Raw genomic sequence first — 26,950 nt, 5'->3', positions numbered from 1 at the left:
AAAATTTTAAAATTTTGATATAATAAAACTATCAAAAAGTAAAGGAATGATTGGTATGAACGCAATCACAGCTCACAGCTCACAGCTCACAGCTCACAGCTCACAGCTCACAGCTCACAGCTCACAGCTCACAGCTCACAGCTCACAGCTCACGCTGATTATGTAATCGGACGTGTTTTTTGTCAAGCACTAAAACAGGCTTTTTCACGTTTTTGTGGAGAAGTCTTTTCTGCTGTTCCTCAACTATATGGGTTGATTGTTGGAGGTGTAAAATGACGCCTCTAGCTATTGATAGAAGTTGGCAATCTGGAAATGAAAGAGCTGACAATTTATTTTTCTGGAGAAGTTTCGGTTTTGACGAAAAGGATATTTTAATCGAAAATACTGATGGTATCGTTAACGGAGCTCTGTTTGAATTTAAAAATAGCATTGCTGATCTTAATGCTGTGCTTACTCAAGCTATCCACTATCTGTCTAAATTAAGGATTAAAGGTGGTATTCCTATACCAAGCAAAATCGTTTTAGTTGATATAAATAAAAATCGTGCAAGTGTTTATGATGCAACTAAATATCGTTTAGAAATTTTACAAAATTATACGAATAGTGCATCAAAAAATGTAAATCAGAAGACTTTAAAAGATGCTACTAACCCTGAAAAAGTAATTGAATTTGACGTTCTTCAACCAAAAAGCCCTAAAAATCATGAATTGCTTGAATTATTCCAAATAGACGAGTATCAAAAATTTGAAATTGATTTTCCAAACATTTTAGGGTGGGCGAACTACATATACCGTCACGATAAAACAACAACTAAATCTCAAATGTTTGAGATGCTCAAACAACCATCTAATTCAATAGTCGAAAACTATATCTTACCTTGGTGTGGAGACGAAAGCGATTTTGACACCGTAATGGACGCATTAAATGACCCTGCAAATAGAAAAGATTTAGGAGCGTTTTATACACCACTACCCTATGTTAAAGAAGCAACTAAACTTGTTCATCAAGCTATTAGCAGTCTTCCTAAAGGTATGGACTATGTTATTTTGGATAGATGTGCTGGTACAGGAGCATTAGAGCATTATTTAACTGAAGAAGAGTTAAGCCATGTCATCTTGAATACTTATGAAATAAAAGAATGGCTTGTTTTGTATAACAAATATATTGGGAAGGTACGGGCTATCATACCACCACTTTCATTGGTACAAGCAAACAAAGGGAACTTAGTAACAGGTGGAGATGCTTTATCAGAAGAGTTTTTATCAATTCCAATGGAAACAGATGGAAAACATAATACATTACAAGAAGTCATAGATGACAAAAATGTTGCGATTATTGGTTTCGAAAATCCCCCTTATTCTAGCGAGTTAGCCCGTGCTCAAGAAGGAAATGTTAAATCTAAAGATAAATACAGCTATATAAGAAAATTGATGTCCGATGAATTTACTGGGGATAGTAGTCATGCAAAAGATTTACTCAATCAATTTGTTTGGTCGTTTGAGAAGTATTTTATGAGAAATGAACATGATTATTACATCCTATTTGCACCAGTAAAGTATTGGAAGTCTGTAGGATTGATGAAAAAAATTTTCGTTGATGGTTTTTTAGCAAATAGAGGGAATTTTAAAGCACAAGAAAGTTCTGTTTTAGTCGCACAATGGAAGAATGAAGTTGATACCATAACAGAAAGTTTAACTGTTCCAGCTAAAGAGATTTGGAAAGATGACAAAAAGTGGGGAACTGGGAAAGGGGCTGCAGTCATTGATGTACCTGAGGATGCTATTCTTAAAGATGTGAAGCATGTCACTATAAGAAAAGTATACAAAACGCTAGGAGAATTTTATTCTAAAAAGGTAAAAACAGATGTATTGTCTAAAATTGCTACTGGCTACGATGGTAGAGAAGTGCCACTGAAAAGCTATGGGAAACCTGTTTATAATGATAATATTTTAGCGGTTATAGAAGCCAGTGGTTTTGGTATTACTCCGCAGGACATACGAATGACTAGAATTGCTATATATCATGGACGAGGTAGTCAAGTTAGAACAACTAATTATGCAGAGCAGACAGTTTTGTTTGTTGCCAAGCAGTATCCTCAAAAAAACTGGTATGAAAGAGATATTTACTATACAACTGCCGACAAAGGAGATTTGTATAAAAAGGATATAGATTTTCTTAGAAAATCTACGTTATGGACTTGCATATCTCAAAAGAATCATTGTTTAAGCTTCCATGGTTCTGATGGGAAATTTTACAATAACGAGATGTGCTTAGATGAGAACTCTATAGTCCGTAAAGAATTGGTCGAACAAGAAAAGTATGGGAAGCTTGATAGAGCGGACTTAATGTTGTTAGGTGTCTTCGATGAATTACTTGAACTAGTCAAAGATACTCAAGAATACAATCCGGAATACAATTATGGCACTTATCAAATTGAATTAGAGATAAACACATCATACAAAGATAGTAATGATAAAAAGATATTCAACAATGAAAAAGTTAACACCAAACTAAAAGAGCTTAAAACAAGGCTAGCAGATTACTACGAAAATGAGCTTGAAAGTAAATTATTTGAATATGAACTATTGAAATAATGAGAAGACGATTTCCAAACGGAAATCGTCTTTTTCATATTATTGAAGTACTACATCTTGTTGTTGTAAACAGATATATAGTTCCCTAAATATATTTGACTTATTTCACTGCTTGTGGTTTACGAAGGTAACCGTAAACTACACCACTGACAATTGCTCCTACCAAGACAAAGACAAGGTAAAGAAGAGCATTTGAAGTAAGGGCGATAACGAAGATTCCTCCGTGAGGAGCCATGAGTTTGATATTTGCAAGACCAACGAGTCCACCTGCTACCGCTGAACCAAGGATGAAGCTTGGGATAGCACGAGCTGGGTCTGCTGCACCAAATGGAATCGCTCCTTCAGTGATGAATGACAAGCCCATAACGATGTTCGTCAAACCAGAGTTACGTTCTTCTTTGGTAAATTTATTCTTGAAGAGAAGTGTTGCCACAAAGATTGCAAGTGGTGGAACCATTCCTCCAGCCATAACTGCTGCCATGGCTACTGAACCACCTGTTGCAACTGTTGCTGCAAGAGTACCAGTACCAAAGACGTAGGCTGCTTTATTGACAGGTCCACCCATATCGACAGCCATCATTCCTCCAAGAACGACTCCAAGAAGGACAGCTGATCCACCTTCAAGACCACCAAGGAAGTTGTTCATACCAGTGTTGATTGCGGCCATTGGGATATTAACAGCTAGCATGACAAAGCCTGTCAAGATTGTTCCAAAAAGTGGCAAGAGAAGGATTGATTTAGCACCTTCAAGTGAGCGAGGAACCTTCACGTATTTCTTAACCAAGAGCACCAAGGCACCTGCGATAAATCCACCTACGAGGGCTCCAAGAAAACCTGATGATACTCCTGCAAGAGCTGAAGTTGCTTCACCACCCTGAGCGTAAGGGATTTTACCAAAGGCATAACCTTCTTTAGCGATAGCACCAGCTACGAAACCGGCTACCAAACCTGGTTTTTCAGCAATTGAGTAAGCAACATATCCTGCAAATACTGGCAACATCAAACCAAAGGCTGACCCACCGATTTTCATGAACATAGAAGCTAGCTCATGGTAAGAACCAAGATTTCCAAGACTCTCATTTGGAACACCCAAAGCACCATCAATCAAGAAGGCGAGGGCAATCATGATACCTCCACCGATAACGAATGGCAACATTTGTGATACACCACTCATCAAGTGTTTGTAGAAGGCACCACCTAGACTTTGTTTTTCATTAGATGCTGTTGCAGCTTGCACTCCATTAGCAGCACGATATACTTCAGCATTACCAGAAAGAGCCAAGTTGATCAACTCTTCTGTCTTACGAATACCATCTGCAACCGGACGGTTTACCAATGGTTTACCATCGAAACGATCCATCTCAACTGCTTTATCTGCAGCAATGATAACAGCTTTGGCATTGCGGATATCTTCTGCTGTTAATTTGTTGCCTACACCACTTGCACCGTTGGTCTCAACCTTGATACCAACACCCATTTCCGCAGCCACTTTTTGAAGAGCTTCTTGAGCCATGTATGTGTGGGCAATTCCTGTTGTACAAGCTGTAACTGCTACGATAAAGTCACCAGATTCATTTACAGGAGCTTGAACTGGTTCTTGAGCTTTTTCTGAAGCTTGGTCAAAGAGTTCAATGACTTGATCAGCTGATGTTACTTGACGAAGTTTATCAGCAAATCCGTCTTTCATCAAATATTGTGACAATTCTGCCAAGGCAGCCAAGTGAGTATCATTGGCACCTTCTGGAGCAGCAATCATAAAGAAGAGGTCAGTTGCTTGTCCATCCAAGCTTTCGTAATCAACACCCTTGTTCGACTTAGCAAAGAGAACAGTCGCTTCCTTAACAGCAGCATTTTTGCTGTGTGGCATTGCGATACCGTCACCCAAACCTGTAGAAGTCAAAGCTTCACGCGCTAAGATTCCTTCTTTGAAGGTTTCAAAATCCGTCACATATCCATGCTCTACTAGACTATGAATCATTCCTTCAATAGCTGCAGTTTTTTCAGTTGTTTGCAAATCAAGCAACATGACATCTTTTCTCAATAAATCTTGAATTTTCATCTTTTTTCTACCTCAACTTTTTCATAAGTTTCTTTAATAAATGCTGCAGTTGCTAAATCATCTGAGAAGGTAGTTGCTGTTCCACAAGCCACTCCCCACTTGAAGGCTTCTACTGCATCTTTTGATTTGACAAACTCACCCGTAAATCCAGCAACCATCGAGTCACCAGCCCCCACTGAGTTTTTCACTGTTCCCTTGATTGGTTTAGCAAAGTATGCTCCATCTGATGTTACCAGAAGGGCACCATCACCAGCCATAGAGATAATCACGTTTTGAGCACCCTTAGCCAGTAATTCTCGAGCGTATTTTTCTATTTCATCAAGGCTTTCAAGCTTGACTCCAAATATAGCTCCCAGTTCATGATTATTTGGTTTGACTAAAAGTGGTTGATAATCCAAACTATCAATCAAGGTTTGACCTTCAAAGTCACAGACTACTTGTGCGCCTGTCTGACGCGTCAAAGCAATTAATTCTTTGTAAACAACATTACCCAAGTTTTTAGCACTCGAACCCGCAAAGACAACTGTATCTTCTGCTGTCAGACTTGAAAGAATGGCTTTTAACTCTTCAAGTTGTTCGGGCTCAACATTAGGACCTGTCCCATTGATTTCAGTTTCTTGGTCGGCTTTAATCTTAACATTGATACGCGTATCTTCTGCCACTTGGACAAATTGCGTTTCTATTTGTTCTTCAGCTAAAGTATCTGTGATAAATTTTCCAGTAAAGCCTCCGATGAAACCTGTCGCTGTATTTGGAATATCCAAACGCTTCAAGACACGGCTAACATTGATACCTTTACCACCAGCAAACTTATCATCACTATCCATACGATTGACACTACCTACTTCCACTTTGTCCAAACGAACAATGTAGTCTATAGATGGATTGAGTGTGACTGTATAAATCATACTTCTATTACCTCCGTTTTCTCTTTGATAGCTGACAAGAGCTCGTGACCCTTGCTTGTAATGACAATAGCACGTTTTATAGGAGCCACCTTAGCAAAACAAGACTGACCAATCTTGGATGAATCTGCTAGAACATATGTCTGTTTAGCATTTTCTAAGATAGCACGCTTGACTGCGCCCTCCTCCATATCTGGAGTTGTAAAGTAACCTTCATCTACACCATTCATTCCAATAAAGGCACGATCAAAGTGCAGTTGGTTAATCTGATTGAGAGCTACTCCTCCGATACTGGCATCAGTTGTCATCTTGACTCCACCACCGATAATGACTGTTGGGATTTGCTTATCCACTAATTGAACCGCATGGTGAATGGAATTGGTTACCACTGTAATGTCTTTTCGCTCCAATTCCTTAATGAGAAAGGCTGTCGTACTTCCTGCATCCACAAAGATAACATCTTTTTCTTTGATGAGAGAAGATGCTTTTTGAGCAATCAACTTTTTCTCTTGAAGGTTTTTGACAGATTTTTCTTGAATGGTTTCTTCTTCTTGCAAGGAGTGAGGTAACTCTGCTCCTCCATGCACTCGACGAAGTTTATTTTCAGACTCCAATTCATCTAAATCACGTCTGACCGTTGATTCTGAAGTATCTAACAAACCTACTAATTTCTCAAGTGAGACGATTTTATGCTGTTTCAATTCTTCTAAAATCACCTGTTTTCGTTCACTTTTTAGCACTAGTTTACCTCCTGTTAACGATTACATTATTCATTCTATCATAAAAAATAACAAAGTCAAGCATTTTTTGTCAATTTCTTTCACTTTCTATCATTTTCTTTTTCTAAAAATTTATTTGCAAGAATGAATCCTTTATGATAGACTATTTTAGTAAGTGTGGAAGATTACTCAAGAGGCTTAAGAGGCCGTGTTGGAAACGCGGTAGGCGTGTTAAAGCGTGCGTGGGTTCGAATCCCATGTCTTCCGTTTATTTTCTAAAAAAGATACCCAAGAAATCTTGGGTATCTTTTTTCTTATATGTTTGTTTTATAACTCGGGTGAATTTCTTAGAAAATATCAAATAACAATTTCACATTGAGAATTGTTAAGATAATGGAAACAATATAACCAAGGATGGTATTCCATTTAGCATTGGTAAATTCGCCCATCAGTGATTTCTTAGAAGTTAGATAAATCAAAGGGAAGATTGAAAACGGAAGAGCGATTGAAAGAAAGACCTGCGAATAGACCAATAACTGATCCAAGGTTTTTTCCTGATGACCAAACACAACCGCTACAATCATGACAGGCAACAAGGCAAAGAGACGAGTTGCCAAACGAATGAACCACTGAGGCAATCGCATACGCAAGAAACCTTCCATAACGATTTGTCCAGTCAAGGTACCCGTAATTGTCGAATTTTGACCACTGGCTAATAAAGCCAAGGCAAACAAGGTTGATAAGGTTGAGCTAGCTATAGCTCCTGCAATGGTGGAATCCTGCAGGGCGTTATACATTTGAGAGAAGGCAGAAATCTCGGATGCATGGCCGAAAAAGAGGGCCGCCCCGAGGATTAATAGAAGGGAGTTAACGATAAAGGCCAAGGACAGTTGAAGATTTGAATCCCAGGTCATAAAGCGCACGGCTTTTCGAACATCATCCTTGTCCTTGTGATTGATTTTCCGAGTTTGAGATAAGGAAGAATGCAAATAGAGGTTATGGGGCATAACCGTCGCACCTACAATCCCCAAGGCTAATGTTAATTGACTTTCATGTCCTGGCAAAGGACTCTCAAATAAGGTTGCATTTGGCAGATAACCTTCAACGATTCCTTGGAAACTTGGATTTGATAAAGCTACCAGATAAGTAAAGATTGCTAAAATCGTTAAAATCAGTGTTGTCACAATAGCTTCTATCTTCTTAAAGCCAAATTTCATCAAAAGCAATAAGAGAAAGACATCTAGAACCGTCAAAAGGATGGCTATCATAATCGGAATCTTAAAGAGAAGATTGAGAGCAATGGCTGAACCTAGAACTTCTGCCAGGTCTGTCGCCATCAAGGCCAACTCCAAAATCACCCATAAACCATAACGCAACCACTTTGGTGAGTGACGAGCTGTTGCTTGAGCCAAGTCCATTTGAGTTACAATTCCAAGCTTTCCTGCCATCTGCTGAAGCTGCATAGCAATGAGTGATGAAATCAAGATGACAAATAAGAGACTGTACTTATAGGATGCACCTCCAACCACACTGGTTATCCAGTTTCCTGGATCCATATACCCTACAGCCACAAGGGCACCTGGACCCAAGAAGGCCTTTAAATTTTGCCAGAAATGATTGTTATTTGGAGTATCGATAGATTGATTAATCTCAGAGAGTGACACTTTTTTATGAGAAGGCATAGATACTCACCTCTTTCTAAACCTACTTTTTCATTATTTTCTATTAGAGAAAAATAAGATTGACTTTAAACTATTAAAACAATGAAAACTATATGAAAAACATTTAGTTTTTTCATTATTTTTCTTAAGGCACCTTAATTATAACACAAAATATGATAAAAACTTAAGAAAATTCAGGACTTGATTTGATATTTAGGATACAACGGAATGTTGTATCCTTTGTTGTATCCTTTTTGTGAAAAGGAATGCAAAGGAATACCAAAGAATAAAATAAAAAACGTTGTAAAAACAACGTTTTAGAAAGATTTACAAAAAAATGTAAATCATTAATGGAGCCGGTGGGAGTCGAACCCACGTCCAAACATCTGCTAACATATTTGTCTACAACCATAGGTTATGTATTGTTTTAACAGCTCCTCGACACATAACTCAAGCCTAGGAACTGCGAGTCTATCAATCTCTTATCAAACTGCTAGACAAAGTTTGATCGTATCTCGCTAATAATAAGACCTGTCATCAGACACGAGCAATCCGAATCGGGTCACGCCTGCTGGTTTTTAGGCAGCTAGAGCGTAAGAAGTGTTATTTTTTGCAGTTATATTTAACTGAGCGTTTACGTCGCCACACGAGTCGCAAAATATGCCTCATAATGCCTGTCGAATCCGTAACGACCCCAAAGACTATAAAGATATTATACCTTATCTAGGTAAAAAAATCAAAAATGCAAGTAGATGTTTAGAAAAGTCTAGTTTTCAAGGTTTCTGATAGAGCCTGATAGCCAGAAACGCTAAGGTGAAGCCCATCTGTTGTATAGTCTGATTTGAGTTGCCCTTCCTGATTGAGTAGCTCTTCAAAGACAGATACATATTCTACCTGCATGTAGGCAGAAGCTAGCTCTTGATAGGCTTGGTTCCATGCCTTGATTTTCTCATTTGTACGAATATAAACGGTCTGTTTGTACTCTTCCCCTTGATGAACTGGCAGAATAGAAACTAGCTTAATCTGTGACAGCGGATAGTCACGAGAAATACTTTGAATTACACTTTCGAGATTGGTTAGTGCTTGACTCATTGGAATATCTTTCCCAATGTCATTGGTCCCAATCAAAAGCACAATTTGATCCACTGCATCACCATAAAGATGGGCATCAAGGTTATCAAGTAAAAGTCCAGTTTGATAGCCTCGAATACCTCGATTCACAATAGTCTTTGTTGTCCCTAGTAATTCTTGCAAGGGATAATACTCCACAATAGAATCTCCAATAAAGATGATATCTGGTTCAATTACAGAAATCTGATTGAGTTCACGATACTTGGTTTGGATTTTCTCTTGCTCTTTTAAGAGCCAGTTTTCTAATAGCTGTACTGCCAAGTTATTCTCCTCTTTCTAGCCAGTTCTCTAAAACTTTGTAAACACCTGCCTGACTGTTGGCTGGAGCTACTTTTGTCGCAACTCTCTTAACAGCCTCTTCTGCATTTTCCATTGCGTAAGAAATACCCGCCAACTCTAACATTTCAATGTCATTTTCACTATCTCCAAAGGCCATGATTTGTTCAGGTTTCAAGCCCCAACGTTTGAGCAATTCCTCTAAGCCCCAAGCCTTATGAATTCCATCTTGCAAGATATCAATACAGCCATAACCGCTGGAAACAGCTCGCACATGCCCATCAAATAGGTCATTAATTTCCTGTAAAACCGATTCGGATCGCTCTTCACCAACTACCATGCTCATCTTGAGAACACCACCGAAGAGTTTAGAGTCAAATTCATCAACAAAGTTCGTTCGTTGATAGAGCTTCTCAATCATCTCTGGAGTCATAAATTTATCAAGTTCTGTAAAAACTGTACCTTCTTTGACAAAACCACCATTCATAGCAGTTACAACAAACTGATCCTGACATTCTCTACCTTTAAAGTGCCCCAAAGCCCTATCAACCATGGCATCATCCCAAGTTTGTGCTTGAATCAATTCATTGTTCTCGAATATCCGAGCGCCGTTAGCAACTACCAGAACCACTCTCTCTGCTAAATGTCCCAGTAATTGTCGCATACGATGAACTTCATTTCCCGTTGCAATGACAAAACGAATATCACATTGGTCCAGCTTGTCCAAAATTTTTTCTAGACGAGGTAGATCCAGTTGTCCCTTGGGGTCCAACAAGGTGCCATCCATATCCGTCGCAATTACTCTAATATCCATCTTTTTCTTCTCGCTCTCCATTGCTACCATTTCAAACCGACATGCTCATTCATTTCTGTATAAGCTGTGTCTATCCGTTCTTTGGTTTCATCATCTAACTGGCTACGATATTTCCCACCCTCAATGAAATCATCTAAGATATAGGTCTGGTATAGATAGAGTGGATAACCTTCTGGAGAATAAGTTCCTTTTGGTGTTCTATTAACCCAGCTAGGATGAGCTTTAGCAGTCTCAATCGTAGTCTTTCCTGCTTTTTTCTTAATGGTCACGTCCATGAGAACACCACGTTCTGTCCATTTGGCATTTTCCTCATCCTGCATAGTTTCAATTCGCTGATTTGAGAGGAAATTTCCCATAGAATAGATGATGAGTTTTTTATCTCCATCTTTATCGACTGTTTCAGCTGGTTCAACAACGTGAGGGTGTCCTCCGAAGATAATATCAGCCCCCCAATCAATCATTTTATGGTAGAGTTTCTTTTGCTCTTCTGTTGGTTCCAATTGATACTCAATTCCCATCTGAGGCATGACGACTGTTATATCTGCTTCTTTTTCAGCTCTTTCAATTTCGTCCTTCATTTTTTCTTCGTTGAGGTCAGAAAGATGATTGTTGTAGTCTTCTTTAGAAATGTATTCTTCAATACCGTTAAAACCATAAGAATAAGCTAGAAGAGCAACTTTTATGCCCTTGACTTCCTTGATGACGATAGGCGCCTTATCTCTTGGTTCGTGGGTGTAAACTCCGATTGGAGTCATTCCAGCTTTTTCGATAGCATCAGCAGTTGAAAAAACTCCCTCAATCTGAGAATCTAAGATATGATTGTGAGCCAAGTCTAACACTTGGTATCCAGCATCCTTTATAGCATCCATGACTTCTCCAGGTGCATTAAACAAAGGATAACCTGCAAGATAGTGGTCTTTATTTAAAGTTCCTTCAAAGTCACCGATGACTAGGTCTGCTTGTTTGAGCCAAGGTTTTACATACTCAAAGTTTTCATGGAAATCATAAGTACCATCTTCCTTTAGGGCAGTTCTATAGATCGGAATATGATAGAGGAGGTCACCATTTGCCATGATGCGCACACTTGTTTCTTCTTCCGTTACGGAATTCTTACCTTTAGAGTCTGAATTCTGACTCACTGCAGGTGCATTCCTATTCCACAATGGAACTCCCTTAATTCCTTGAGCTAATAAAGTCAAAGCCATCGAGAAAGCAACAACAATCAATAACACAACAACAAAGGTTTTATTACTCCACTGTTGATATTTTTTGAAAAATTGGATAGACTCTCTGACAACTGGTAATCCTGATTGCTTTTTTCTTCTACTACGTTTTTCCATATCTTTTCTCCTTGCTTTTTGATGCAAATCTCCTTACCTTATTATACCACAGACAAATAGCTATTTCCCTTTATTAGCAAATTCTGTGACTTTCTTTCTCAACTATTTTGTGTTATCATGGAATTGTAATGGAAGGAAGGAGAGAAGATGTCTGCTATAGAACGTATTACAAAAGCTTCACATTTAATCGATATGAAAGATATTATCCGCGAGGGTAATCCAACCCTACGTGCAGTTGCCGAGGAAGTCACTTTCCCATTAAATGATCAAGATATCATCCTTGGTGAGAAAATGATGCAATTTTTGAAACATTCACAAGACCCAGTTATGGCTGAAAAGTTAGGTCTACGTGGAGGAGTCGGACTTGCTGCACCACAATTAGATATCTCAAAACGCATCATTGCTGTTTTAGTTCCTAATATCACCGAGGAAGGTGAAACACCTCAAGAAGCCTATGACTTACAAGCTGTTATGTACAATCCTAAGATTGTCTCACACTCAGTCCAAGACGCTGCTCTAGGAGAGGGAGAAGGTTGCCTATCAGTCGATCGTACTGTCCCAGGTTATGTTATCCGCCATGCTCGAGTAACTGTCGACTACTTTGACAAAGATGGCGAAAAGCATCGCATCAAGCTAAAAGGCTACAACTCCATCGTTGTACAACATGAAATCGACCACTTAAATGGTGTTATGTTTTATGACCGTATCAATGAAAAGGATCCTTTCTCAGTCAAAGAAGGTTTACTCATTCTGGAATAAAGAAAATCCCGTTGAAAGACGGGGTTTTATGTTATAATAGAGCCATGAAAACAAATGATATTGTCTATGGCGTTCACGCCGTTACCGAAGCACTGTTAGCAAATACTGGAAACAAACTCTATCTCCAAGATGATTTAAGAGGTAAGAATGTAGAAAAAGTCAAGGAACTGGCAACTGAAAAGAAAGTATCCATTTCTTGGACTTCAAAAAAATCTCTTTCCGAAATGACTGAAGGAGCTGTCCACCAAGGTTTTGTCCTACGTGTTTCTGAATTTGCCTACACTGAACTTGAGCAGATTCTTGCTCAGACTCGTCAAGAAGAAAATCCACTACTATTGATCCTCGATGGACTAACTGACCCTCATAACCTAGGTTCTATCCTAAGAACAGCCGATGCAACCAATGTTTCAGGCGTTATTATTCCAAAACATCGAGCTGTTGGTGTGACACCCGTAGTTGCAAAAACAGCAACGGGTGCCATCGAGCATGTGCCTATCGCTCGCGTGACCAACCTCAGCCAAACCTTGGACAAACTTAAAGAAGAGGGCTTTTGGACCTTTGGAACTGATATGAATGGAACTCCTTGCCATAAATGGAACACCAGTGGAAAGGTCGCTCTCATTATCGGAAATGAAGGAAAAGGTATCTCAAGTAACATCAAAAAGCAAGTGGACGAGATGATCACTATTCCAATGAATGGACATGTACAGAGTCTCAATGCAAGCGTTGCTGCTGCTATTCTTATGTACGAAGTCTTCCGCAATCGATTATAAAAAAGTGAGGTTGGGACAAAAGATCCCGACCTCACTTTTTATTAGCAATCAAACTTTGACGCGGTAGCTGATTGAACTTTTTGTTCGTCTCTTAGACTCCAAAAAGCTCCTAATCATCCTCGCGGGGCTGGGACTACGAAATCGAGACTTTGTCTATCGATTTCTGTCCCACCGCCTTTTTAACTATGTTCAGTAATATATTTATAGGCTTCTTGACCTGCAATCGCACCATCTCCAACTGCTGTTGTAACTTGGCGAAGGTCTTTCTGACGAACATCTCCAACTGCAAAGACACCTGCAACACTTGTCTTCATGTGGTCATCTGTCACAATCCAACCTGACTCATCTTGGATTTGTAAATCTTTTGTAAAATCGCTAACTGGATCTAAACCAACATAAATGAAGACACCTCCAAAGGCATGTTCAGTCACTTGATTTGTTTTAACATTTTCAATGACAACTGACTCCACACGGTTTTCACCCTTGATTTCTTTTACGACAGAATCCCAAATGAAGTAGATTTTTTCATTGGCAAAGGCGCGGTCTTGCAAGACTTTTTGAGCACGAAGCTCATCACGACGGTGAACGATGGTTACAGATTTGGCGAACTGTGTTAAGAAGATTGCTTCTTCAACAGCCGAATCTCCTCCACCTACAACCAACAAATCTTGGTCACGGAAAAAGGCTCCATCACAAACCGCACAGTAAGAAACTCCACGACTATTCAGTTCTTCTTCACCTGGAACGCCTAAAAGTCGGTGCTTAGAACCAGTAGCCACAATAACTGTGCGTGTTTCAAATTCTTCATCGTCTGTGATGACTTTTTTAACATCACCATGGTTCTCAATATTTTTTACAAAGCCATAGAGATGTTCAACACCTAGATTTTCAAGAGGTTCAAACATCTTTTCTGCTAACTCAGGTCCACTAATGTTAGCATAACCTGGATAGTTTTCAATGTCAGAAGTATTGTTCATCTGACCTCCAGGAAGGCCACCTTCAATCAAAGCTACTTTGAGATTGCTGCGAGCTGCATACAAGGCTGCAGTCATCCCAGCAGGACCTGCACCAATAATAATCGTATCGTACATTCTATTTCCTTCTTTCTTGTTGTAACTATTCTTATTCTAACGGATGAAATCCTATTTGACAACTATTACGCCTTGAGAACCAACAAGATGCTCATGGTTGCAAAAGTCAATACTGGAATTGTTAGAACTCCAATCATAATCATATCATAGAGGTGAGCCTGACGCTCCTTAGCAGTTTTATCCACACCTGATAGAGCTCTTAAACCAATCCAGATCCCTAAGACAACCAAGACTAGTAAAATTGTCAACACCAAACTCTCTAAATACAAAGCAAATAGCTGAACTAGCATGCTCTCTCTCATTTCTATTATTTTTAAAGAGCAAACCCAGTTAGCTTAGCCAACTGAGTTTTTCTTATCTTCTATTATATCAGATATAGGTCCGTTTGTAACTAGCAAAGAACTCTTTTGTTCGTTCTTCTTTGGGATGGTTAATAATCTCATCCGGTGTTCCAGATTCAATAATCTTTCCTTTATCCAAGAATAAAACCTTATCAGCTACTTGAGCAACAAATGACATATCGTGACTAACCAAAACCATGGTTTGGCCTGATTTTGCAGCATTGGCAATCGATCTTTCTACCTCACCAACCAATTCTGGATCAAGTGCTGAAGTTGGTTCATCCAAGAGTAAGACGTCTGGTTTCATTGCTAGAGCACGCGCTATAGCTACCCGTTGTTTTTGCCCCCCTGACAAGTGACGCGGATAATGCTGTTCACGATCAGAAAGCCCAACCTTAGCTAGCTCTTCCTTAGCAATTTCAGTTGCTTCTTCGTCCGATAGTTTTTTAACGACCACCAAGCCTTCTTTAACATTGTCTAGCGCTGTTCTACGCTCAAATAAATTAAACTGTTGGAAAACCATCGATAGTTTGCGACGAAGAGTTAGAATTTCTTCTTGCGTAATTTGAGAAAAATCAACTTTGAAATCATCAATCTGAATACTTCCACTATCAGGAGTTTCTAGATAGTTTAGGCTACGAAGAAAAGTTGATTTCCCAGCTCCTGAAGAACCAATTAAGGCAACAACTTCCCCTTTTTGAATATCTAAGTTCAGATGATCCAGAACGGTTTGACCTGAAAAGGATTTGCTTAAATTTGAAATTTTAATCATTAGCGAAGCTCTCCTTTCACATCTGTCTCAACATTATCTGGTGCTGTAATAGCCATTTTTCTTTCAATGAAACGGCCAAGATTTTCAATAACGATATTTACCACCCAGTAGACGAGAGCTACTGAGATAAAACGTTCAAAGTAACGATAGTCTGCACCACCCAAAATCTGAGCTTGGGCAAAGACTTCTACAACACCTGCACTAAAGGCTAGGGAAGTCCCCTTGGTCAAGCCAATCAAGGAGTTTATCAAGGTTGGTGTTGCCACAACCGCCGCATTTGGAATGATTACTCGACGGTAAACTTGACCACGTGTCATACCAAGACTTCGAGCTGCTTCAATTTCCCCTGGATTTACAGAAAGAATGGCTGCACGGATAGTTTCACTAGCATAGGCTGCCTCGTTAAAAGCAAATGCCACAATCGCAAATGTCGCTGCTGGAATCGCATTAATGTTTAGAGAAGTTCCCCATTGTTGATTCAAGGCTTTCAAAGCTAATGGAATCCCATAATAAGTCAACATTAGTTGAACTAAAATTGGGGTTCCTTTTAGGAAACTAACAAAAAAGGCTTGTAATGGGTAAAGAAATCTAACTCTGTTGATTTTCACAATCGCAAAGACTAGGGCTAGCATGATACCAAAAAAGGCACCAAATACCGTTAACATCAATGTTGTAGGTAATTGCTGTACAATTCTTGGAATCCCATCAAAGACCGAACGCCAACTAAAGAGTTTGCCATCTGGGATATATTGCATCAAATTTTGATACCAATCAGATGCTAAAATCGTTGTAACATTCATAGAAACATCCTCTCAAGATAATGATTTATTCTATCATACTTATGCTCTAATTAAAAATATTTGCTACGAGCATATCAGATTTCATCTACCTTCTAGTTTATCATACTTTAAAAGTGGGAGGTTATATATTTTATCTATCAAGGAGATAGATAAAAACTAATTCAAATCCAAGTTATTGTATGTTTTACGATAGCCAATTTGTTTTACAAGACCATTTTCAACTAGTATCGGACGTTTTAACAGCATACCATCACTAGCTAAGAGTTTGGCTGCTTCTTTGTTTGACAATGTCCCAACCTTATCTTTCAATCCGAGTTCACGATATTTTATGCCACTAGTATTGAAAAATTGCTTCAATTCAAATCCCGAAGTTTCGAGCCAGTTTAAAATGACCTTTTCACTCGGAGTCTCTTCAACGATATGAACGTCTTTATATTCTAGTCCGAGTTGATCTAATTCTTTCTTAGCTTTTTTACAAGTTGTACATTTTGGATATTCGATAAATTCTAACATATTTTCTCTTTCTATTTTTTATTTTCTTGATAACTTGCACCTTCATGATTCAAGAGCCAAGCCTTCTTATCAAGTCCCCATGCATAGCCTGTCAGACGTCCTCCAGCACCTAGCACACGGTGACAGGGGACAAGAATAGACCAGGGATTGCGCCCTACTGCTCCTCCGATTGCTTGGGCAGAAGCTACTTGCAAGTCCTTAGCTATTTGTCCATAGGTAACAGTCTGTCCAAAAGGAATTCCACGCAAGTAGTTCCAGACTCTTTTTTCGAAGTCACTACCGACAGGAGCTAAAGGCATCTCAGATAAGTCTTGATCTTGCCCCTTAAAATAAGTCTCTAAATAGGAAGTAATTTGATTTAAAATGGGATGACTTTCAACAAGAGTTACATCATTTTCAGATAATCCCTTTTCAAAATCGCTCTCTTCTTCAATCCATATCCCAAACAGATAGTGATCATCTGCTATCAGAGATAGGGGACCAATCGGTGACTTGTACAGCATCTTTGCATACTTCTTAGGCATTTGATTTTAATTTTTGATAGGCCAAGCGTTCCCCGTCTACTGGAACTTTACCAACCTGTTTAAAGCCAAGTTTTTCAAAAATATGTTGCATAGCTTTGTTTTTAGCGTGCGTATCTGAACGAAAATCTAGGTAATCAAAGCCTTCAATCAAGCCTTCTAAAAAAGTCTGAGCAACACCTTGACCTTGCACATCACTAGCAACAGCAATACGGTGAAATACTAAGTATTCTGCTTCATTTCCCTCCCAGTTGCCATCATAAATTGCTTCATAAGCTTTTTCCGGGCTTTTAGTCACTGCTGCATAGGCTAAGAGTTCTCCTTCTTCCAGCGCTACGTAAGCCTGTCCAGAGATAATATCTTCAATAATGGTATCTGCATCTGGGTAGCCGTTTTGCCACTGAGTGCTACCAGCTTCTGCCAAACATTTCTTGGCTCCCTCAATCACTTGCATAATCTGATTTACTTCATTAGGAAAGGCTAAGCGAATCTCCATCATTTATCCTCTTTTCATACTATTTTCTCTCATCATAGCATAAATTATTTCTTTCTACAAGCACTTGAAACTTGACTTATTATTTCTAATATTTTATAATCTAGTTATCGAAACTAGATAAAAAGGAGTTGGAAATGAAAACCACTTTTTCCTATCCAAAATGGGAAGAAATTCCAAGTATCAATCTCTATCTGGACCAGGTGCTACTCTATGTCAATCAAATCTGTCCTCCAGCTTCTCCTGACAAGGAGAAAGGTTTGACAGCATCCATGGTGAACAACTATGTCAAACATGGTTATATCAGTAAACCTGAAAAGAAAAAATATCAACGCAAACAAATCGCACGATTGATTGCTATTACCACTCTCAAGTCTGTTTTTTCTATCCAAGAAATTGCTCAAACCCTTAATACCCTACACACAGACACTAATTCAGAAGAACTTTACAATGCTTTTGTGGACTATATGAATGAAGATATTGATCCAGCTAATCCCATTATCCAGGCAAGCTGCCAAACGGTCAAACTCTATCATCAAACACTAGCATTAGTCTATGCAGAAACCCAAGAGGAGGAAACAAATGAATACTAGTTTCAAACTTAGTAAACGGCTTAGTTTCGGAGAAGAAATTGCCAACAGTGTCACCCATGCTGTAGGAGCATTTATCATGCTCATCCTACTTCCTATTTCATCAACCTATAGTTATGAGGCACATGGTTTCTTATCGTCTATCGGTGTTTCCATCTTCGTCATCAGCCTCTTTCTCATGTTCCTTTCATCGACCATTTATCATTCTATGGCTTATGGTTCGACTCATAAGTATGTCTTGCGTATCATCGACCATTCTATGATTTATGTGGCAATCGCTGGATCTTATACTCCTGTGGTTTTAACTTTGATGAACAACTGGTTTGGTTATCTCATTATTGCTATCCAGTGGGGGACAACTATTTTCGGTATTCTTTATAAAATCTTTGCCAAAAAGGTCAATGAAAAATTCAGTCTCATTCTCTACCTCATCATGGGATGGCTTGTATTAGCTATCTTACCAGCCATCATCAGTCAGACAAGTCCAATGTTTTGGAGTCTTATGGTATCAGGTGGCCTTTGCTATACAGTTGGCGCTGGATTCTATGCTAAAAAGAAACCATACTTCCATATGATTTGGCATCTCTTCATTCTAGCAGCCTCTGCTCTCCAATATATTGCCATTGTTTATTATATGTAAAAAAAAGAAGTTGGGAAAATCCCAACCTCTTTTTTATTTGCACATATTGATAAAATACTGGTGCAAGCGAAGATCATTTGTCAATTCCGGATGAAATGAAGTTACTAGCATATTCTTTTCTTGAGCAGCAACGATTTGATGATTCACTACTGCCAGAACATCAACACCCTTACCAACTTCACTAATAATAGGTCCACGGATAAAGGTCATGGGAATTTTACCAACACCCTTACAGTCTGCCTCAGTATAAAAGCTTCCTAGCTGACGCCCATAGGCATTACGCTCTACTACTATATCCATAGTCGCCAGATGACTTTCCTCTTGGGAAGCTATTTGTCTCGCTAGCAAAATTAAACCAGCACAAGTTCCAAAGACTGGTAAGCCATTGAGAATAGCCTCTCTTAGAGGAAGTAGCATCTGCTGATCTCGTAAGAGCTTGCCCATGGCCGTTGACTCACCTCCTGGCAAAATCAAACCTGAAAGCTCACTTCGATGTTGCTGAAAATCTTCTAGGTTTCGCAGTTCAATACTTTCAACTCCTAGTTGAGCAAGCATTTTCTCGTGTTCTACAAAGGCACCTTGTAAGGCCAATATTCCGATTTTCATCTATTTTCCTCGCTCAGCCATGAGAATTTGGATCTCGTTCTCGTTGATACCTACCATGGCTTCTCCTAAATCTTCAGAGATTTCAGCTAGAATTTGAGGATTTTGATAATTCGTAACAGCCTTAACAATAGCAGCTGCACGTTTGACAGGATCACCTGACTTGAAAATCCCTGAGCCAACAAAGACGCCTTCCGCACCGAGTTGCATCATAAGAGCTGCATCTGCTGGTGTTGCCACACCACCGGCCGCAAAGTTGACAACTGGTAATTTCCCATGTTCGTGGACGTATTGAACTAATTCTACTGGAACTTGGAGTTCTTTTGCTGCGACATAGAGTTCATCTTCACGGAGATTTTGAATGCGACGGATTTCTTGATTCATCATACGCATATGACGGACTGCCTGAACGATGTCTCCTGTTCCCGGCTCCCCTTTTGTACGAATCATTGATGCTCCTTCAGCGATACGACGCAAGGCTTCTCCTAGGTCTTTAGCACCACAAACAAAAGGAACTTGAAATTCTTTCTTGTCCACATGGAAACGATCATCAGCTGGAGATAGAACTTCGCTCTCATCAATATAGTCAATCTCGATTGCTTCTAAAATTTGAGCTTCGACAAAATGTCCAATTCGAACCTTAGCCATAACTGGAATGCTGACCGCTTCTTGGATTTCCTTAATCATCTTTGGATCACTCATGCGAGAGACACCACCCGCTGCACGAATATCAGCTGGGATTCGCTCCAAAGCCATCACTGCTGCTGCACCTGCAGCCTCAGCAATTCTTGCCTGTTCAGGATTTTGAACATCCATGATGACACCACCTTTAAGCATCTGTGCCAAATTTTTGTTTAATTCATAACGATTTTCAGTCATTTTTTCTTCCTCAATAGTTGTATTGGTAGCTACAGTTTTATTGTACGGTAAAAAAGACTGCATAACAAGATAAAATAAATCAATTTGTCCGGGTACAATTGTCTCTATCACAAAAAAAGCACCCACATCGGGTACTTTTATTTCTTAGATTTTTTAATACTTTTCACAAGATAAAAGAGATATCCTGAAACCATATAAGCAACAAAGATAGTTGCTGCCCATTTAAAGACAAAGCCCCAACCATGTTTGGTAGCATTCAAAAAGAAATAAGGGAAGGGACTATCCTTAGCATTAGGGACATCCATCTTTAGGACAAAACCGTTTAAGAGGGCAAAAATCATATAAAGCAAAGGAAGACTAGTCCAAAGCATGGGATCAACCAACTTATATTGGCGACTCTTGTCAAAAATAATTGTATCTGCTAAAAACCAGAGAGGGACAATATAATGGCAAAGGAAATTTTCCAAACGGTAAAAATCCGTCGTCAAAGGAGCTAGCATGAAATGATAGATGACACAAGTAATCATAATACTCATAGTGACGCCACCTTTGAGACGTAGAATACCAGGACTCTGCCAACTATCACCACCACTACGCATCTTTAACAAAAGATAACCTGTAAAGAGTACAACCAAAAGGTTAGAAAGTACTGTGTAGTAAAGCAACATCCCTAAACCACCGCGTTTGGTAATCTCCAAGTATACACCGGTAAAGGCTGCTATAAATAAAAAGATACGACTATAAAATATTACTTTTTCATTTTTAATCATGATTAAATTTTCTTCACAAATTCTGATTTAAGTTTCATAGCGCCAAAACCATCAATTTTACAGTCGATGTTGTGGTCACCTTCTACAATACGGATGTTTTTAACACGAGTTCCTTGTTTGAGGTCTTTTGGAGCCCCTTTGACTTTAAGGTCCTTAATCAAAGTGACTGTATCTCCATCAGCTAGTTTATTTCCATTTGCATCGATGGCAACAACTCCTTCTTCAACTTCTGCTTGCTCAGCAGGATTCCACTCATAAGCACATTCTGGGCAAACAAGAAGTGTGCCATCTTCATATACGTATTCTGAATTACATTTTGGGCAATTTGGTAATTGACTCATGTTATCTCCTTAAAAATTTATGATTATTTGATTGTCAAATTTTCTTTAACAGCAACTATTATACCTTAAAACAGACTATTTGACAAATCATGATAAAAAAACGACAAACCGAAATTCAGTTCATCGTTTTTATAGTTCTTACAAATGTTTTTGGGCTTCTGATTTAATTTTTTCAACAACTTCTAAAATAGAGAGTCCAGTCGTATCCAAATAGATTGCATCCTCGGCTTGCTTGAGAGGTGAAGTTTCACGATGACTATCTTTATAATCACGCGCCGCAATCTCTTCTTTCAAAGTTTCCAAATCTGTTTCGATTCCCTTTGAAAGATTTTCTTTGTAACGACGTTCTGCACGTTCATCTACAGATGCTACAAGAAAAATCTTCAATTCAGCCTTAGGCAAGACTACTGTTCCAATATCGCGGCCATCCATAACGATACCACCTTGTTGGGCAATTTCTTGCTGAAGGGCTACCAATTTTTCACGAACAGCTGGAATCGCCGCAAAAGCAGAGACAGCGTTGGTTACCTCATTTTCTCGGATTGGATTTGTTACATCTACATCTCCAACGAAAACAAGTTGTTCTCCATTTTCAGCACGTCCAAAGCTAATTGGATATTGTTCCAATAATTCAAGAAGTTGAGATGGCTCATCTGGGCTAATTTGGTTTTTCAATGCGATGTAAGTCGCAGCACGATACATAGCGCCTGTATCGAGATAAGTATAGCCAAAGTCCTTAGCAATAATCTTAGCTACTGTACTCTTACCACTGGAAGCTGGCCCATCAATAGCAATCTGAATTGTTTTCATTGTCACTCCTATCTTGTCTTAAGGACATCACCAGGATTTGCAAACCAAGTTCCTGAAGACATATGACCAGGATTCAAGGCTTCAAGTTGAGCAATAGAGATTCCAGCGCGAGCCGCAATGGCTGCTTCTCCTTCTCCTGCCATGACTGTAATAGTTCCTTCAGAATCAGTATGTGCCTCTGTATGTTCTTGTTGAGTTTTCTCTGCTTCTGTTGACTCTGTTGACTGAGCAGTAGTAGCCACTGTTGTAACTTCTTCTACTTTTGGAGCTGAAGAATCATAAAAATCTTTCAAAGCTGAAGTGCGATCACTTCCGCCTGATGACAAGTAAACCAATACAACTACCATCCCAACAACAATGACAAAGAAGAGAATAGCTAGAACCGTTAAAATACGATTGGCCACGACACCTGAACCTTTTTTGTTTCGTTGACGGCGTTCTGTTCTTGATTCCTCTTCTTGGTTTTCATAAATATCTTCTTGCCACGGTTCCTTTTCCATACCTTACTCCTTGAGTTTTTTTTAGTTTCTTATTACAATATAAATATGAAGATTAGACTTATACCTGAACGTTGCATCGCTTGTGGGCTCTGCCAAACTTATTCAGAATTATTTGATTACCATGATAATGGTATAGTCCGTTTTTACGATGAATCTGAACAATTAGAGCGAGAAATTGCTTGCAACGACGACATTTTAGAAGCCGTTAAAAATTGCCCTACTCGTGCTCTGATTATAGATGAATCTTAAAATTTGGTGGAACATCGATCTCTAATTTCCACTCCCTCTAGTTTAGCATATTTTTCTAGAAAATTATAGTCTTTTGCTAGCTATTTTTATACAATTTTACTTTTATTTGTTCCAGCATTTCAATAATAAATAAACTGTTCTTTTAAGACATTTTTCTATCACTTAAGCACTAATCAAATTTTTTATTTCAACCACATATAAAGTTATAAAAAAAGAGGAATTACTTCCTCTTTTTTTGTTTAATCAAACGATTAGTCTTCAAATCCATCTGGATGCTTGCTTTGCCAACGCCATGCATCTTCACACATTTCTGTAATACCAAGTCCAGCTTCCCAACCTAGTTCTTCCTTAGCTTTTGCTGGGTCTGAGTAGCAAGCTGCGATATCACCTGGGCGACGTTCAACGATACGGTATGGAATTGGGCGTCCAACAGCTTTTTCCATATTTTGGATAATTTCAAGAACTGAGTAGCCTTTTCCAGTCCCAAGGTTATACACATTGAGTCCTGAGCCTTTTTGAAGCTTCTTAAGGGCGGCAACGTGTCCTTTGGCTAAGTCAACGACGTGAATATAGTCACGAACACCTGTTCCATCTTCAGTATCGTAGTCATCTCCGAAGACTTGAACTTGTTCTAACTTACCAACTGCGACTTGTGTTACATACGGCAAAAGGTTGTTTGGAATGCCGTTTGGATTTTCTCCTAGGTCACCACTCTCATGCGCCCCAATTGGGTTGAAGTAACGAAGTAAGACAACGTTCCACTCTGAATCTGCTTTATGGATATCTGTCAAAATTTCTTCAAGCATAAGCTTGGTACGGCCATAAGGGTTGGTAGCTGAAAGTGGGAAATCTTCTAGGATTGGAACAGTATGTGGATCTCCATAAACTGTTGCTGAAGAACTGAAGATAATGTTCTTACAGTTGTTTTCTTCCATTGCCTTCAAAAGGCTAACTGTACCGGCAATATTGTTATCATAGTAGGCAAGAGGGATACGAGTTGACTCACCAACTGCCTTCAAACCTGCAAAATGGATGACTCCTGTAGGTTCTTCCTGTTTGAAAATATCACGAAGCGTATCTGTGTCACGAATATCTGCTTCGTAGAAAGGAATTTCAACTCCTGTAATTCTTTCCACTACTTCTAAACTTTTACGGCTACTGTTGACCAAGTTATCCACTACAACAACCTGATGTCCAGCTTGGACCAGTTCGATGACCGTGTGAGTTCCGATAAAACCTGCTCCACCTGTTACCAAAATCTTTTCTTGCATCATTTTTCCTCAATTCTTGAATTATTTTTTTCATTTTACCATTTTTGATGGGGAATGTCATTTGCTACCCTAATCCTATCGTAAAAACTAGGTAAAAAGTTTACGATTATTTCTCTTTAATATATCTTTCAGTCGGATAATCCGCTGGATCCAAGACTCCTTTTCTCCCTTGAAGCATTTGGGCTAAGTGATAGCCTATAATGGGTCCAGTTGTCAATCCTGACGATCCTAATCCACTCGCAGCAAATACTCCTGACAAGTTTGGCACTTGTCCGAAAAACGGCGAAAAATCATTCGTATAAGCCCGAATTCCTACACGTTCACCACTTATCATTGCATCTTTTAAGCTAGGATAAAACGAACTTGCTGCTGCAGCCATTTGTTGGAGCAAATTCTCATCAACTGCTAGGTCAAATCCCATGTCATTTTCATGGGTAGCTCCTAGAGATAATTTACCTACCGGAAATGGTATCAAATCCCACTCACCTTCCGGCATAACTACAGGGTAAGTTCCCATGTCTTGTGGCACTTGGTAATCTCGGAGTTGCCCCTTTTGAGGCCGAACATCCACCTCATATCCTAATGGCTCTAAGATGTGGCCAAGCCAAGCTCCTGTGGATAAGATGACTTGGTCAAACATTTGATCGTCTATCTGATAGCCCGATGATAGAGGGGTTAGACTGACCTCTTTATTTATGACCTTCACTTGACTGGCTTCCAGTAAGCGACTCACTAGGAGTTGCCCATCTACTCGAGCTCCACCAGAAGCATAGAGTAAACGTTCAAATCCCTCAAGACCGGGAAATAAGTTACTAGCAGTTGCTTGGTCCAAAATGGCTAATTCTCCAATCAAGGGAGATTCATCTCTACGTTGCAGAGCCAGTTGATAGAGCTCTTCTAGCTTAGAGTCATCGTTTTTAAGAAGAAAGACACCAGAACCTTGGTAAAAATCAACATTTTGACCCGATTTTTCTAGGTCAGCTAATAAATCTACATAGAAATCAGCTCCTAGGCGCGCCATCTTATACCAAGCCTTATTGCGTCGTTTAGAAAACCAGGGACTAATAATTCCTGCCGCGGCCTTGGTTGCTTGGCCGTGTCCAAAATCAAAAACAGTTACTTCGATATCAGCTTCCTTAGAAAGATAGTAGGCAGCTGTGGCCCCTACAATTCCTGCACCTACAATGGCAACTTTTTTCATTGTCTTTACCTTCTAACTAGATATGATGGAATGGATTGGTGGACGCTTGACTCGCGATAACCTCTAGAGACCAAGCATTCTCTTCCTTCCATTCATTCAGGAACGCTGCAATTTTTTCAACAAAGAGAACTTCAATATAGTGGCCTGGATCCAGAGCCAACAAGCCGTCTGACAACATATCTTGGGCAGTGTGGTAATAGATGTCACCAGTAATGTAAACATCTGCTCCTTTTGCTAAAGCATCAGAGTAGAAAGACTGCCCACTGCCACCACAAATAGCTACTCTTGAGATTGTTTTTTGCAAATCAGTCTCTTTATAATACACCATACGAAGGCAATCTAGACCAAATACTTCCTTAACATGACTAGCAAATTCTTCAAACGTTTGAGGTTTAATATTGCCAATACGCCCGATGCCACGTTCAGGACCTGTCTCCTGTAGATAAGTTGTATCCTTAATATCCAATAGTTGGCAGAACCAGTCATTAAGGCCGTTTTCAACAATATCAATATTAGTATGGCTAACATAGACTGCAATATCATGCTTGATTAGATCAATATAAATCTGATTTTGAGGGCGACTAGCTACCAAGTCCTTTATCGGACGGAAGATGGGCGCGTGCTTAACAATAATTAAGTCGACTCCTTTTTCAATAGCTTCAGCTACAGTCTCTTCACGAATATCAAGGGCAACCATAACTTTTTGGATGTCCTTATCTAAAGTTCCGATCTGCAGTCCACGACTATCACCCTCCATAGAAAATTCTTGGGGGCAATAGGTTTCATAACGCTTAATCACTTCACTTGCTTGCATGGAGCACCTCCTTGATGGCTTGAATTTTATCTACTAAAACTTGACATTCTTCATGATTTTTTTCTGGGATTTGACTAAGGGCAAATTCGAGCTTACTTGCTTCTCTTTGCCACTTTTGGACAAATACGGGGCTAAGTTCTTTAGAGAGAAAAGGACCAAAACGGGTGTCACTTGCTGACAATTTCATTTCTCCAGCTTCCACTACTAGAATCTCGTAAAATTTTCCAGCTTCCTCTAAAATACTTTCAGCTACAATCTGAAATCCATGCTCTTGTAACCAAGTACGCAACTCATCTTCACGATTATTGGGTTGAAGAATCAATCGCTCAACATTGGCTAGTTTATCCAAGCCCTCTTCTAATATCGTAGCAATCAAACGACCACCCATTCCTGCAATAGTGATAACAGAGACCTGGTCACTTTCTTCGAAAGCTGCTAAACCATTGGCTAAACGAACCTGAATTTTCTCAGTCAAGCCATGACTTTCAACATTTCTAACTGCAGATTGATAGGGTCCCTCTACAACTTCACCCGCGATGGCAGCTTCAATATGACCTTTTTCAACTAATTCAATAGGTAAATAAGCATGGTCGCTCCCAACGTCCAGCAAAACAGCTCCTTGGGGAACAAAAGAAGCTACTGTTTCTAATCTCTTTGAAATCATCTTCTCTCACTTTCAAAAACTCTATTTCCCTTTATTATACCATATTTTATCTGGCT

29 protein-coding genes, 1 tRNA gene, 1 other RNA gene and 1 pseudogene are annotated in these 26,950 nt (G+C 39.3%); 7 read left to right on the top strand and 25 right to left on the bottom strand.

The window, feature by feature from the left end; translation table 11 throughout:
* Positions 1–272 precede the first annotated feature (272 nt).
* A complete protein-coding gene (locus tag AB8E63_RS03815) occupies positions 273–2,594 on the top strand; it encodes a hypothetical protein (RefSeq protein WP_223332782.1) in 2,322 nt (773 codons plus the stop codon).
* 100 nt (positions 2,595–2,694) lie between these two features.
* On the opposite strand, the gene AB8E63_RS03810 is transcribed toward AB8E63_RS03815, so the two are convergent.
* From AB8E63_RS03810 to AB8E63_RS03800, 3 genes are read right to left on the bottom strand one after another with little or no spacing between them, the layout of a single operon-like run.
* Complete coding sequence (locus AB8E63_RS03810; RefSeq protein ID WP_368910014.1) at positions 2,695–4,653, bottom strand: fructose-specific PTS transporter subunit EIIC; 1,959 nt, start codon at positions 4,651–4,653, stop codon at positions 2,695–2,697.
* Positions 4,650–5,561, bottom strand: a complete 912-nt coding sequence (pfkB, locus tag AB8E63_RS03805; RefSeq protein ID WP_006148803.1) for a 1-phosphofructokinase — start codon at positions 5,559–5,561, stop codon at positions 4,650–4,652. The genes AB8E63_RS03810 and pfkB overlap by 4 nt, the downstream gene beginning before the upstream one ends.
* Entirely contained in the window at positions 5,558–6,298 is a 741-nt protein-coding gene (locus AB8E63_RS03800) for a DeoR/GlpR family DNA-binding transcription regulator (protein ID WP_368910013.1), read from the bottom strand. Before AB8E63_RS03800 ends, pfkB begins: the two co-directional genes overlap by 4 nt.
* A gap of 158 nt (positions 6,299–6,456) precedes the next feature.
* Here AB8E63_RS03800 and AB8E63_RS03795 point away from each other — a divergent pair.
* Positions 6,457–6,544 (top strand) — tRNA-Ser (locus AB8E63_RS03795).
* Positions 6,545–6,624: 80 nt separating this feature from the next.
* Here AB8E63_RS03795 and AB8E63_RS03790 read toward each other — a convergent pair.
* The 5 genes from AB8E63_RS03790 to AB8E63_RS03770 all read right to left on the bottom strand — a co-directional run bounded on the left by AB8E63_RS03790 (position 6,625) and on the right by AB8E63_RS03770 (position 11,499).
* Positions 6,625–7,959, bottom strand: coding sequence for an Nramp family divalent metal transporter (locus AB8E63_RS03790; protein WP_368910012.1), 1,335 nt, complete (start codon positions 7,957–7,959; stop codon positions 6,625–6,627).
* A gap of 327 nt (positions 7,960–8,286) precedes the next feature.
* Positions 8,287–8,634, bottom strand: a transfer-messenger RNA (tmRNA) gene (gene ssrA / locus AB8E63_RS03785).
* Positions 8,635–8,694: 60 nt separating this feature from the next.
* Positions 8,695–9,330: an SGNH/GDSL hydrolase family protein gene (locus AB8E63_RS03780; protein WP_368910011.1), complete on the bottom strand. Its 636-nt coding sequence runs from the start codon at positions 9,328–9,330 to the stop codon at positions 8,695–8,697.
* Between the two features lies 1 nt (position 9,331).
* Complete coding sequence (locus tag AB8E63_RS03775; protein ID WP_368910010.1) at positions 9,332–10,159, bottom strand: Cof-type HAD-IIB family hydrolase; 828 nt, start codon at positions 10,157–10,159, stop codon at positions 9,332–9,334.
* Between the two features lie 23 nt (positions 10,160–10,182).
* Positions 10,183–11,499: a CapA family protein gene (locus AB8E63_RS03770; RefSeq protein ID WP_368910008.1), complete on the bottom strand. Its 1,317-nt coding sequence runs from the start codon at positions 11,497–11,499 to the stop codon at positions 10,183–10,185.
* Positions 11,500–11,646: 147 nt separating this feature from the next.
* On the opposite strand from AB8E63_RS03770, the gene def reads away from it, so the two are divergent.
* Together def and rlmB are read left to right on the top strand one after the other, a co-directional pair.
* Positions 11,647–12,258 (top strand): peptide deformylase, encoded by a 612-nt coding sequence (def, locus tag AB8E63_RS03765; protein WP_368910007.1) that lies wholly within the window; start codon positions 11,647–11,649, stop codon positions 12,256–12,258.
* A 44-nt stretch (positions 12,259–12,302) separates the two neighbouring features.
* Positions 12,303–13,031, top strand: a complete 729-nt coding sequence (rlmB, locus tag AB8E63_RS03760; protein ID WP_006148811.1) for a 23S rRNA (guanosine(2251)-2'-O)-methyltransferase RlmB — start codon at positions 12,303–12,305, stop codon at positions 13,029–13,031.
* Positions 13,032–13,210: 179 nt separating this feature from the next.
* Here the strand turns inward: rlmB and trxB are convergent, their stop codons facing one another.
* The 7 genes from trxB to AB8E63_RS03725 all read right to left on the bottom strand — a co-directional run bounded on the left by trxB (position 13,211) and on the right by AB8E63_RS03725 (position 17,565).
* Positions 13,211–14,122, bottom strand: coding sequence for a thioredoxin-disulfide reductase (gene trxB, locus AB8E63_RS03755; RefSeq protein ID WP_368910006.1), 912 nt, complete (start codon positions 14,120–14,122; stop codon positions 13,211–13,213).
* A gap of 65 nt (positions 14,123–14,187) precedes the next feature.
* Positions 14,188–14,412 (bottom strand): DUF4059 family protein, encoded by a 225-nt coding sequence (locus AB8E63_RS03750; RefSeq protein ID WP_368910005.1) that lies wholly within the window; start codon positions 14,410–14,412, stop codon positions 14,188–14,190.
* A 79-nt stretch (positions 14,413–14,491) separates the two neighbouring features.
* Positions 14,492–15,235, bottom strand: a complete 744-nt coding sequence (locus AB8E63_RS03745) for an amino acid ABC transporter ATP-binding protein (protein WP_004253930.1) — start codon at positions 15,233–15,235, stop codon at positions 14,492–14,494.
* Positions 15,235–16,035, bottom strand: a complete 801-nt coding sequence (locus AB8E63_RS03740) for an amino acid ABC transporter permease (RefSeq protein WP_368910003.1) — start codon at positions 16,033–16,035, stop codon at positions 15,235–15,237. Before AB8E63_RS03740 ends, AB8E63_RS03745 begins: the two co-directional genes overlap by 1 nt.
* Positions 16,036–16,191: 156 nt before the next feature.
* Positions 16,192–16,548: a Spx/MgsR family RNA polymerase-binding regulatory protein gene (locus AB8E63_RS03735; RefSeq protein WP_036757721.1), complete on the bottom strand. Its 357-nt coding sequence runs from the start codon at positions 16,546–16,548 to the stop codon at positions 16,192–16,194.
* Positions 16,549–16,559: 11 nt separating this feature from the next.
* Entirely contained in the window at positions 16,560–17,051 is a 492-nt protein-coding gene (locus AB8E63_RS03730) for a methylated-DNA--[protein]-cysteine S-methyltransferase (RefSeq protein ID WP_368910001.1), read from the bottom strand.
* A 13-nt stretch (positions 17,052–17,064) separates the two neighbouring features.
* A complete protein-coding gene (locus AB8E63_RS03725) occupies positions 17,065–17,565 on the bottom strand; it encodes an N-acetyltransferase family protein (RefSeq protein WP_368910020.1) in 501 nt (166 codons plus the stop codon).
* Between the two features lie 134 nt (positions 17,566–17,699).
* Here AB8E63_RS03725 and AB8E63_RS03720 point away from each other — a divergent pair, with 134 nt between their 5' ends.
* Both AB8E63_RS03720 and AB8E63_RS03715 read left to right on the top strand, forming a co-directional pair.
* Positions 17,700–18,155, top strand: coding sequence for a DUF1836 domain-containing protein (locus AB8E63_RS03720; RefSeq protein ID WP_368910000.1), 456 nt, complete (start codon positions 17,700–17,702; stop codon positions 18,153–18,155).
* Positions 18,145–18,792, top strand: coding sequence for a hemolysin III family protein (locus AB8E63_RS03715; RefSeq protein WP_004253913.1), 648 nt, complete (start codon positions 18,145–18,147; stop codon positions 18,790–18,792). Before AB8E63_RS03720 ends, AB8E63_RS03715 begins: the two co-directional genes overlap by 11 nt.
* A 36-nt stretch (positions 18,793–18,828) precedes the next feature.
* Here the strand turns inward: AB8E63_RS03715 and pdxT are convergent.
* From pdxT to AB8E63_RS03685, 6 genes and pseudogenes are all read right to left on the bottom strand, one after another.
* A pseudogene (pdxT, locus tag AB8E63_RS03710) lies at positions 18,829–19,398 on the bottom strand (pyridoxal 5'-phosphate synthase glutaminase subunit PdxT); the annotation flags it as partial.
* A complete protein-coding gene (gene pdxS, locus AB8E63_RS03705) occupies positions 19,399–20,274 on the bottom strand; it encodes a pyridoxal 5'-phosphate synthase lyase subunit PdxS (protein WP_045615501.1) in 876 nt (291 codons plus the stop codon). It lies immediately after the preceding pseudogene.
* Positions 20,275–20,411: 137 nt separating this feature from the next.
* The gene (locus AB8E63_RS03700) at positions 20,412–21,044 is read right to left on the bottom strand and encodes a Pr6Pr family membrane protein (RefSeq protein ID WP_049494849.1); all 633 of its coding nucleotides are present in this window, start codon (positions 21,042–21,044) and stop codon (positions 20,412–20,414) included.
* A gap of 2 nt (positions 21,045–21,046) precedes the next feature.
* Positions 21,047–21,385 carry a zinc ribbon domain-containing protein YjdM gene (locus tag AB8E63_RS03695; protein ID WP_006149888.1) on the bottom strand — a complete coding sequence of 113 codons (339 nt, stop codon included), beginning with the start codon at positions 21,383–21,385 and terminating at the stop codon, positions 21,047–21,049.
* Between the two features lie 138 nt (positions 21,386–21,523).
* Positions 21,524–22,195: a (d)CMP kinase gene (gene cmk, locus AB8E63_RS03690; RefSeq protein WP_368909999.1), complete on the bottom strand. Its 672-nt coding sequence runs from the start codon at positions 22,193–22,195 to the stop codon at positions 21,524–21,526.
* Positions 22,196–22,203: 8 nt separating this feature from the next.
* Positions 22,204–22,695: an SAG1386/EF1546 family surface-associated protein gene (locus tag AB8E63_RS03685; protein WP_254724011.1), complete on the bottom strand. Its 492-nt coding sequence runs from the start codon at positions 22,693–22,695 to the stop codon at positions 22,204–22,206.
* 45 nt (positions 22,696–22,740) lie between these two features.
* Between AB8E63_RS03685 and AB8E63_RS03680 the strand changes: the two genes are divergently transcribed.
* On the top strand, positions 22,741–22,944 hold the full coding sequence (locus AB8E63_RS03680) for a ferredoxin (RefSeq protein WP_006148835.1): 204 nt from the start codon (positions 22,741–22,743) through the stop codon (positions 22,942–22,944).
* A gap of 251 nt (positions 22,945–23,195) precedes the next feature.
* Here the strand turns inward: AB8E63_RS03680 and galE are convergent, their stop codons facing one another.
* From galE to AB8E63_RS03660, 4 genes are all read right to left on the bottom strand, one after another.
* Entirely contained in the window at positions 23,196–24,215 is a 1,020-nt protein-coding gene (gene galE / locus AB8E63_RS03675) for a UDP-glucose 4-epimerase GalE (protein WP_368909998.1), read from the bottom strand.
* A 106-nt stretch (positions 24,216–24,321) separates the two neighbouring features.
* Positions 24,322–25,416, bottom strand: a complete 1,095-nt coding sequence (locus AB8E63_RS03670; RefSeq protein ID WP_368909996.1) for an NAD(P)/FAD-dependent oxidoreductase — start codon at positions 25,414–25,416, stop codon at positions 24,322–24,324.
* 16 nt (positions 25,417–25,432) lie between these two features.
* Positions 25,433–26,230 carry a Nif3-like dinuclear metal center hexameric protein gene (locus AB8E63_RS03665; RefSeq protein ID WP_368909994.1) on the bottom strand — a complete coding sequence of 266 codons (798 nt, stop codon included), beginning with the start codon at positions 26,228–26,230 and terminating at the stop codon, positions 25,433–25,435.
* Positions 26,217–26,894: a tRNA (adenine(22)-N(1))-methyltransferase TrmK gene (locus AB8E63_RS03660; RefSeq protein WP_368909992.1), complete on the bottom strand. Its 678-nt coding sequence runs from the start codon at positions 26,892–26,894 to the stop codon at positions 26,217–26,219. Before AB8E63_RS03660 ends, AB8E63_RS03665 begins: the two co-directional genes overlap by 14 nt.
* Positions 26,895–26,950 lie beyond the last annotated feature (56 nt).

It is taken from the genome of Streptococcus sp. oral taxon 061 (genome assembly GCF_964211575.1).
In the GTDB taxonomy this organism is placed as follows: Bacteria; Bacillota; Bacilli; order Lactobacillales; family Streptococcaceae; genus Streptococcus.
Note: the sequence above shows the minus strand (reverse complement) of the source record. Positions and strands in the feature narration are given on the sequence as shown.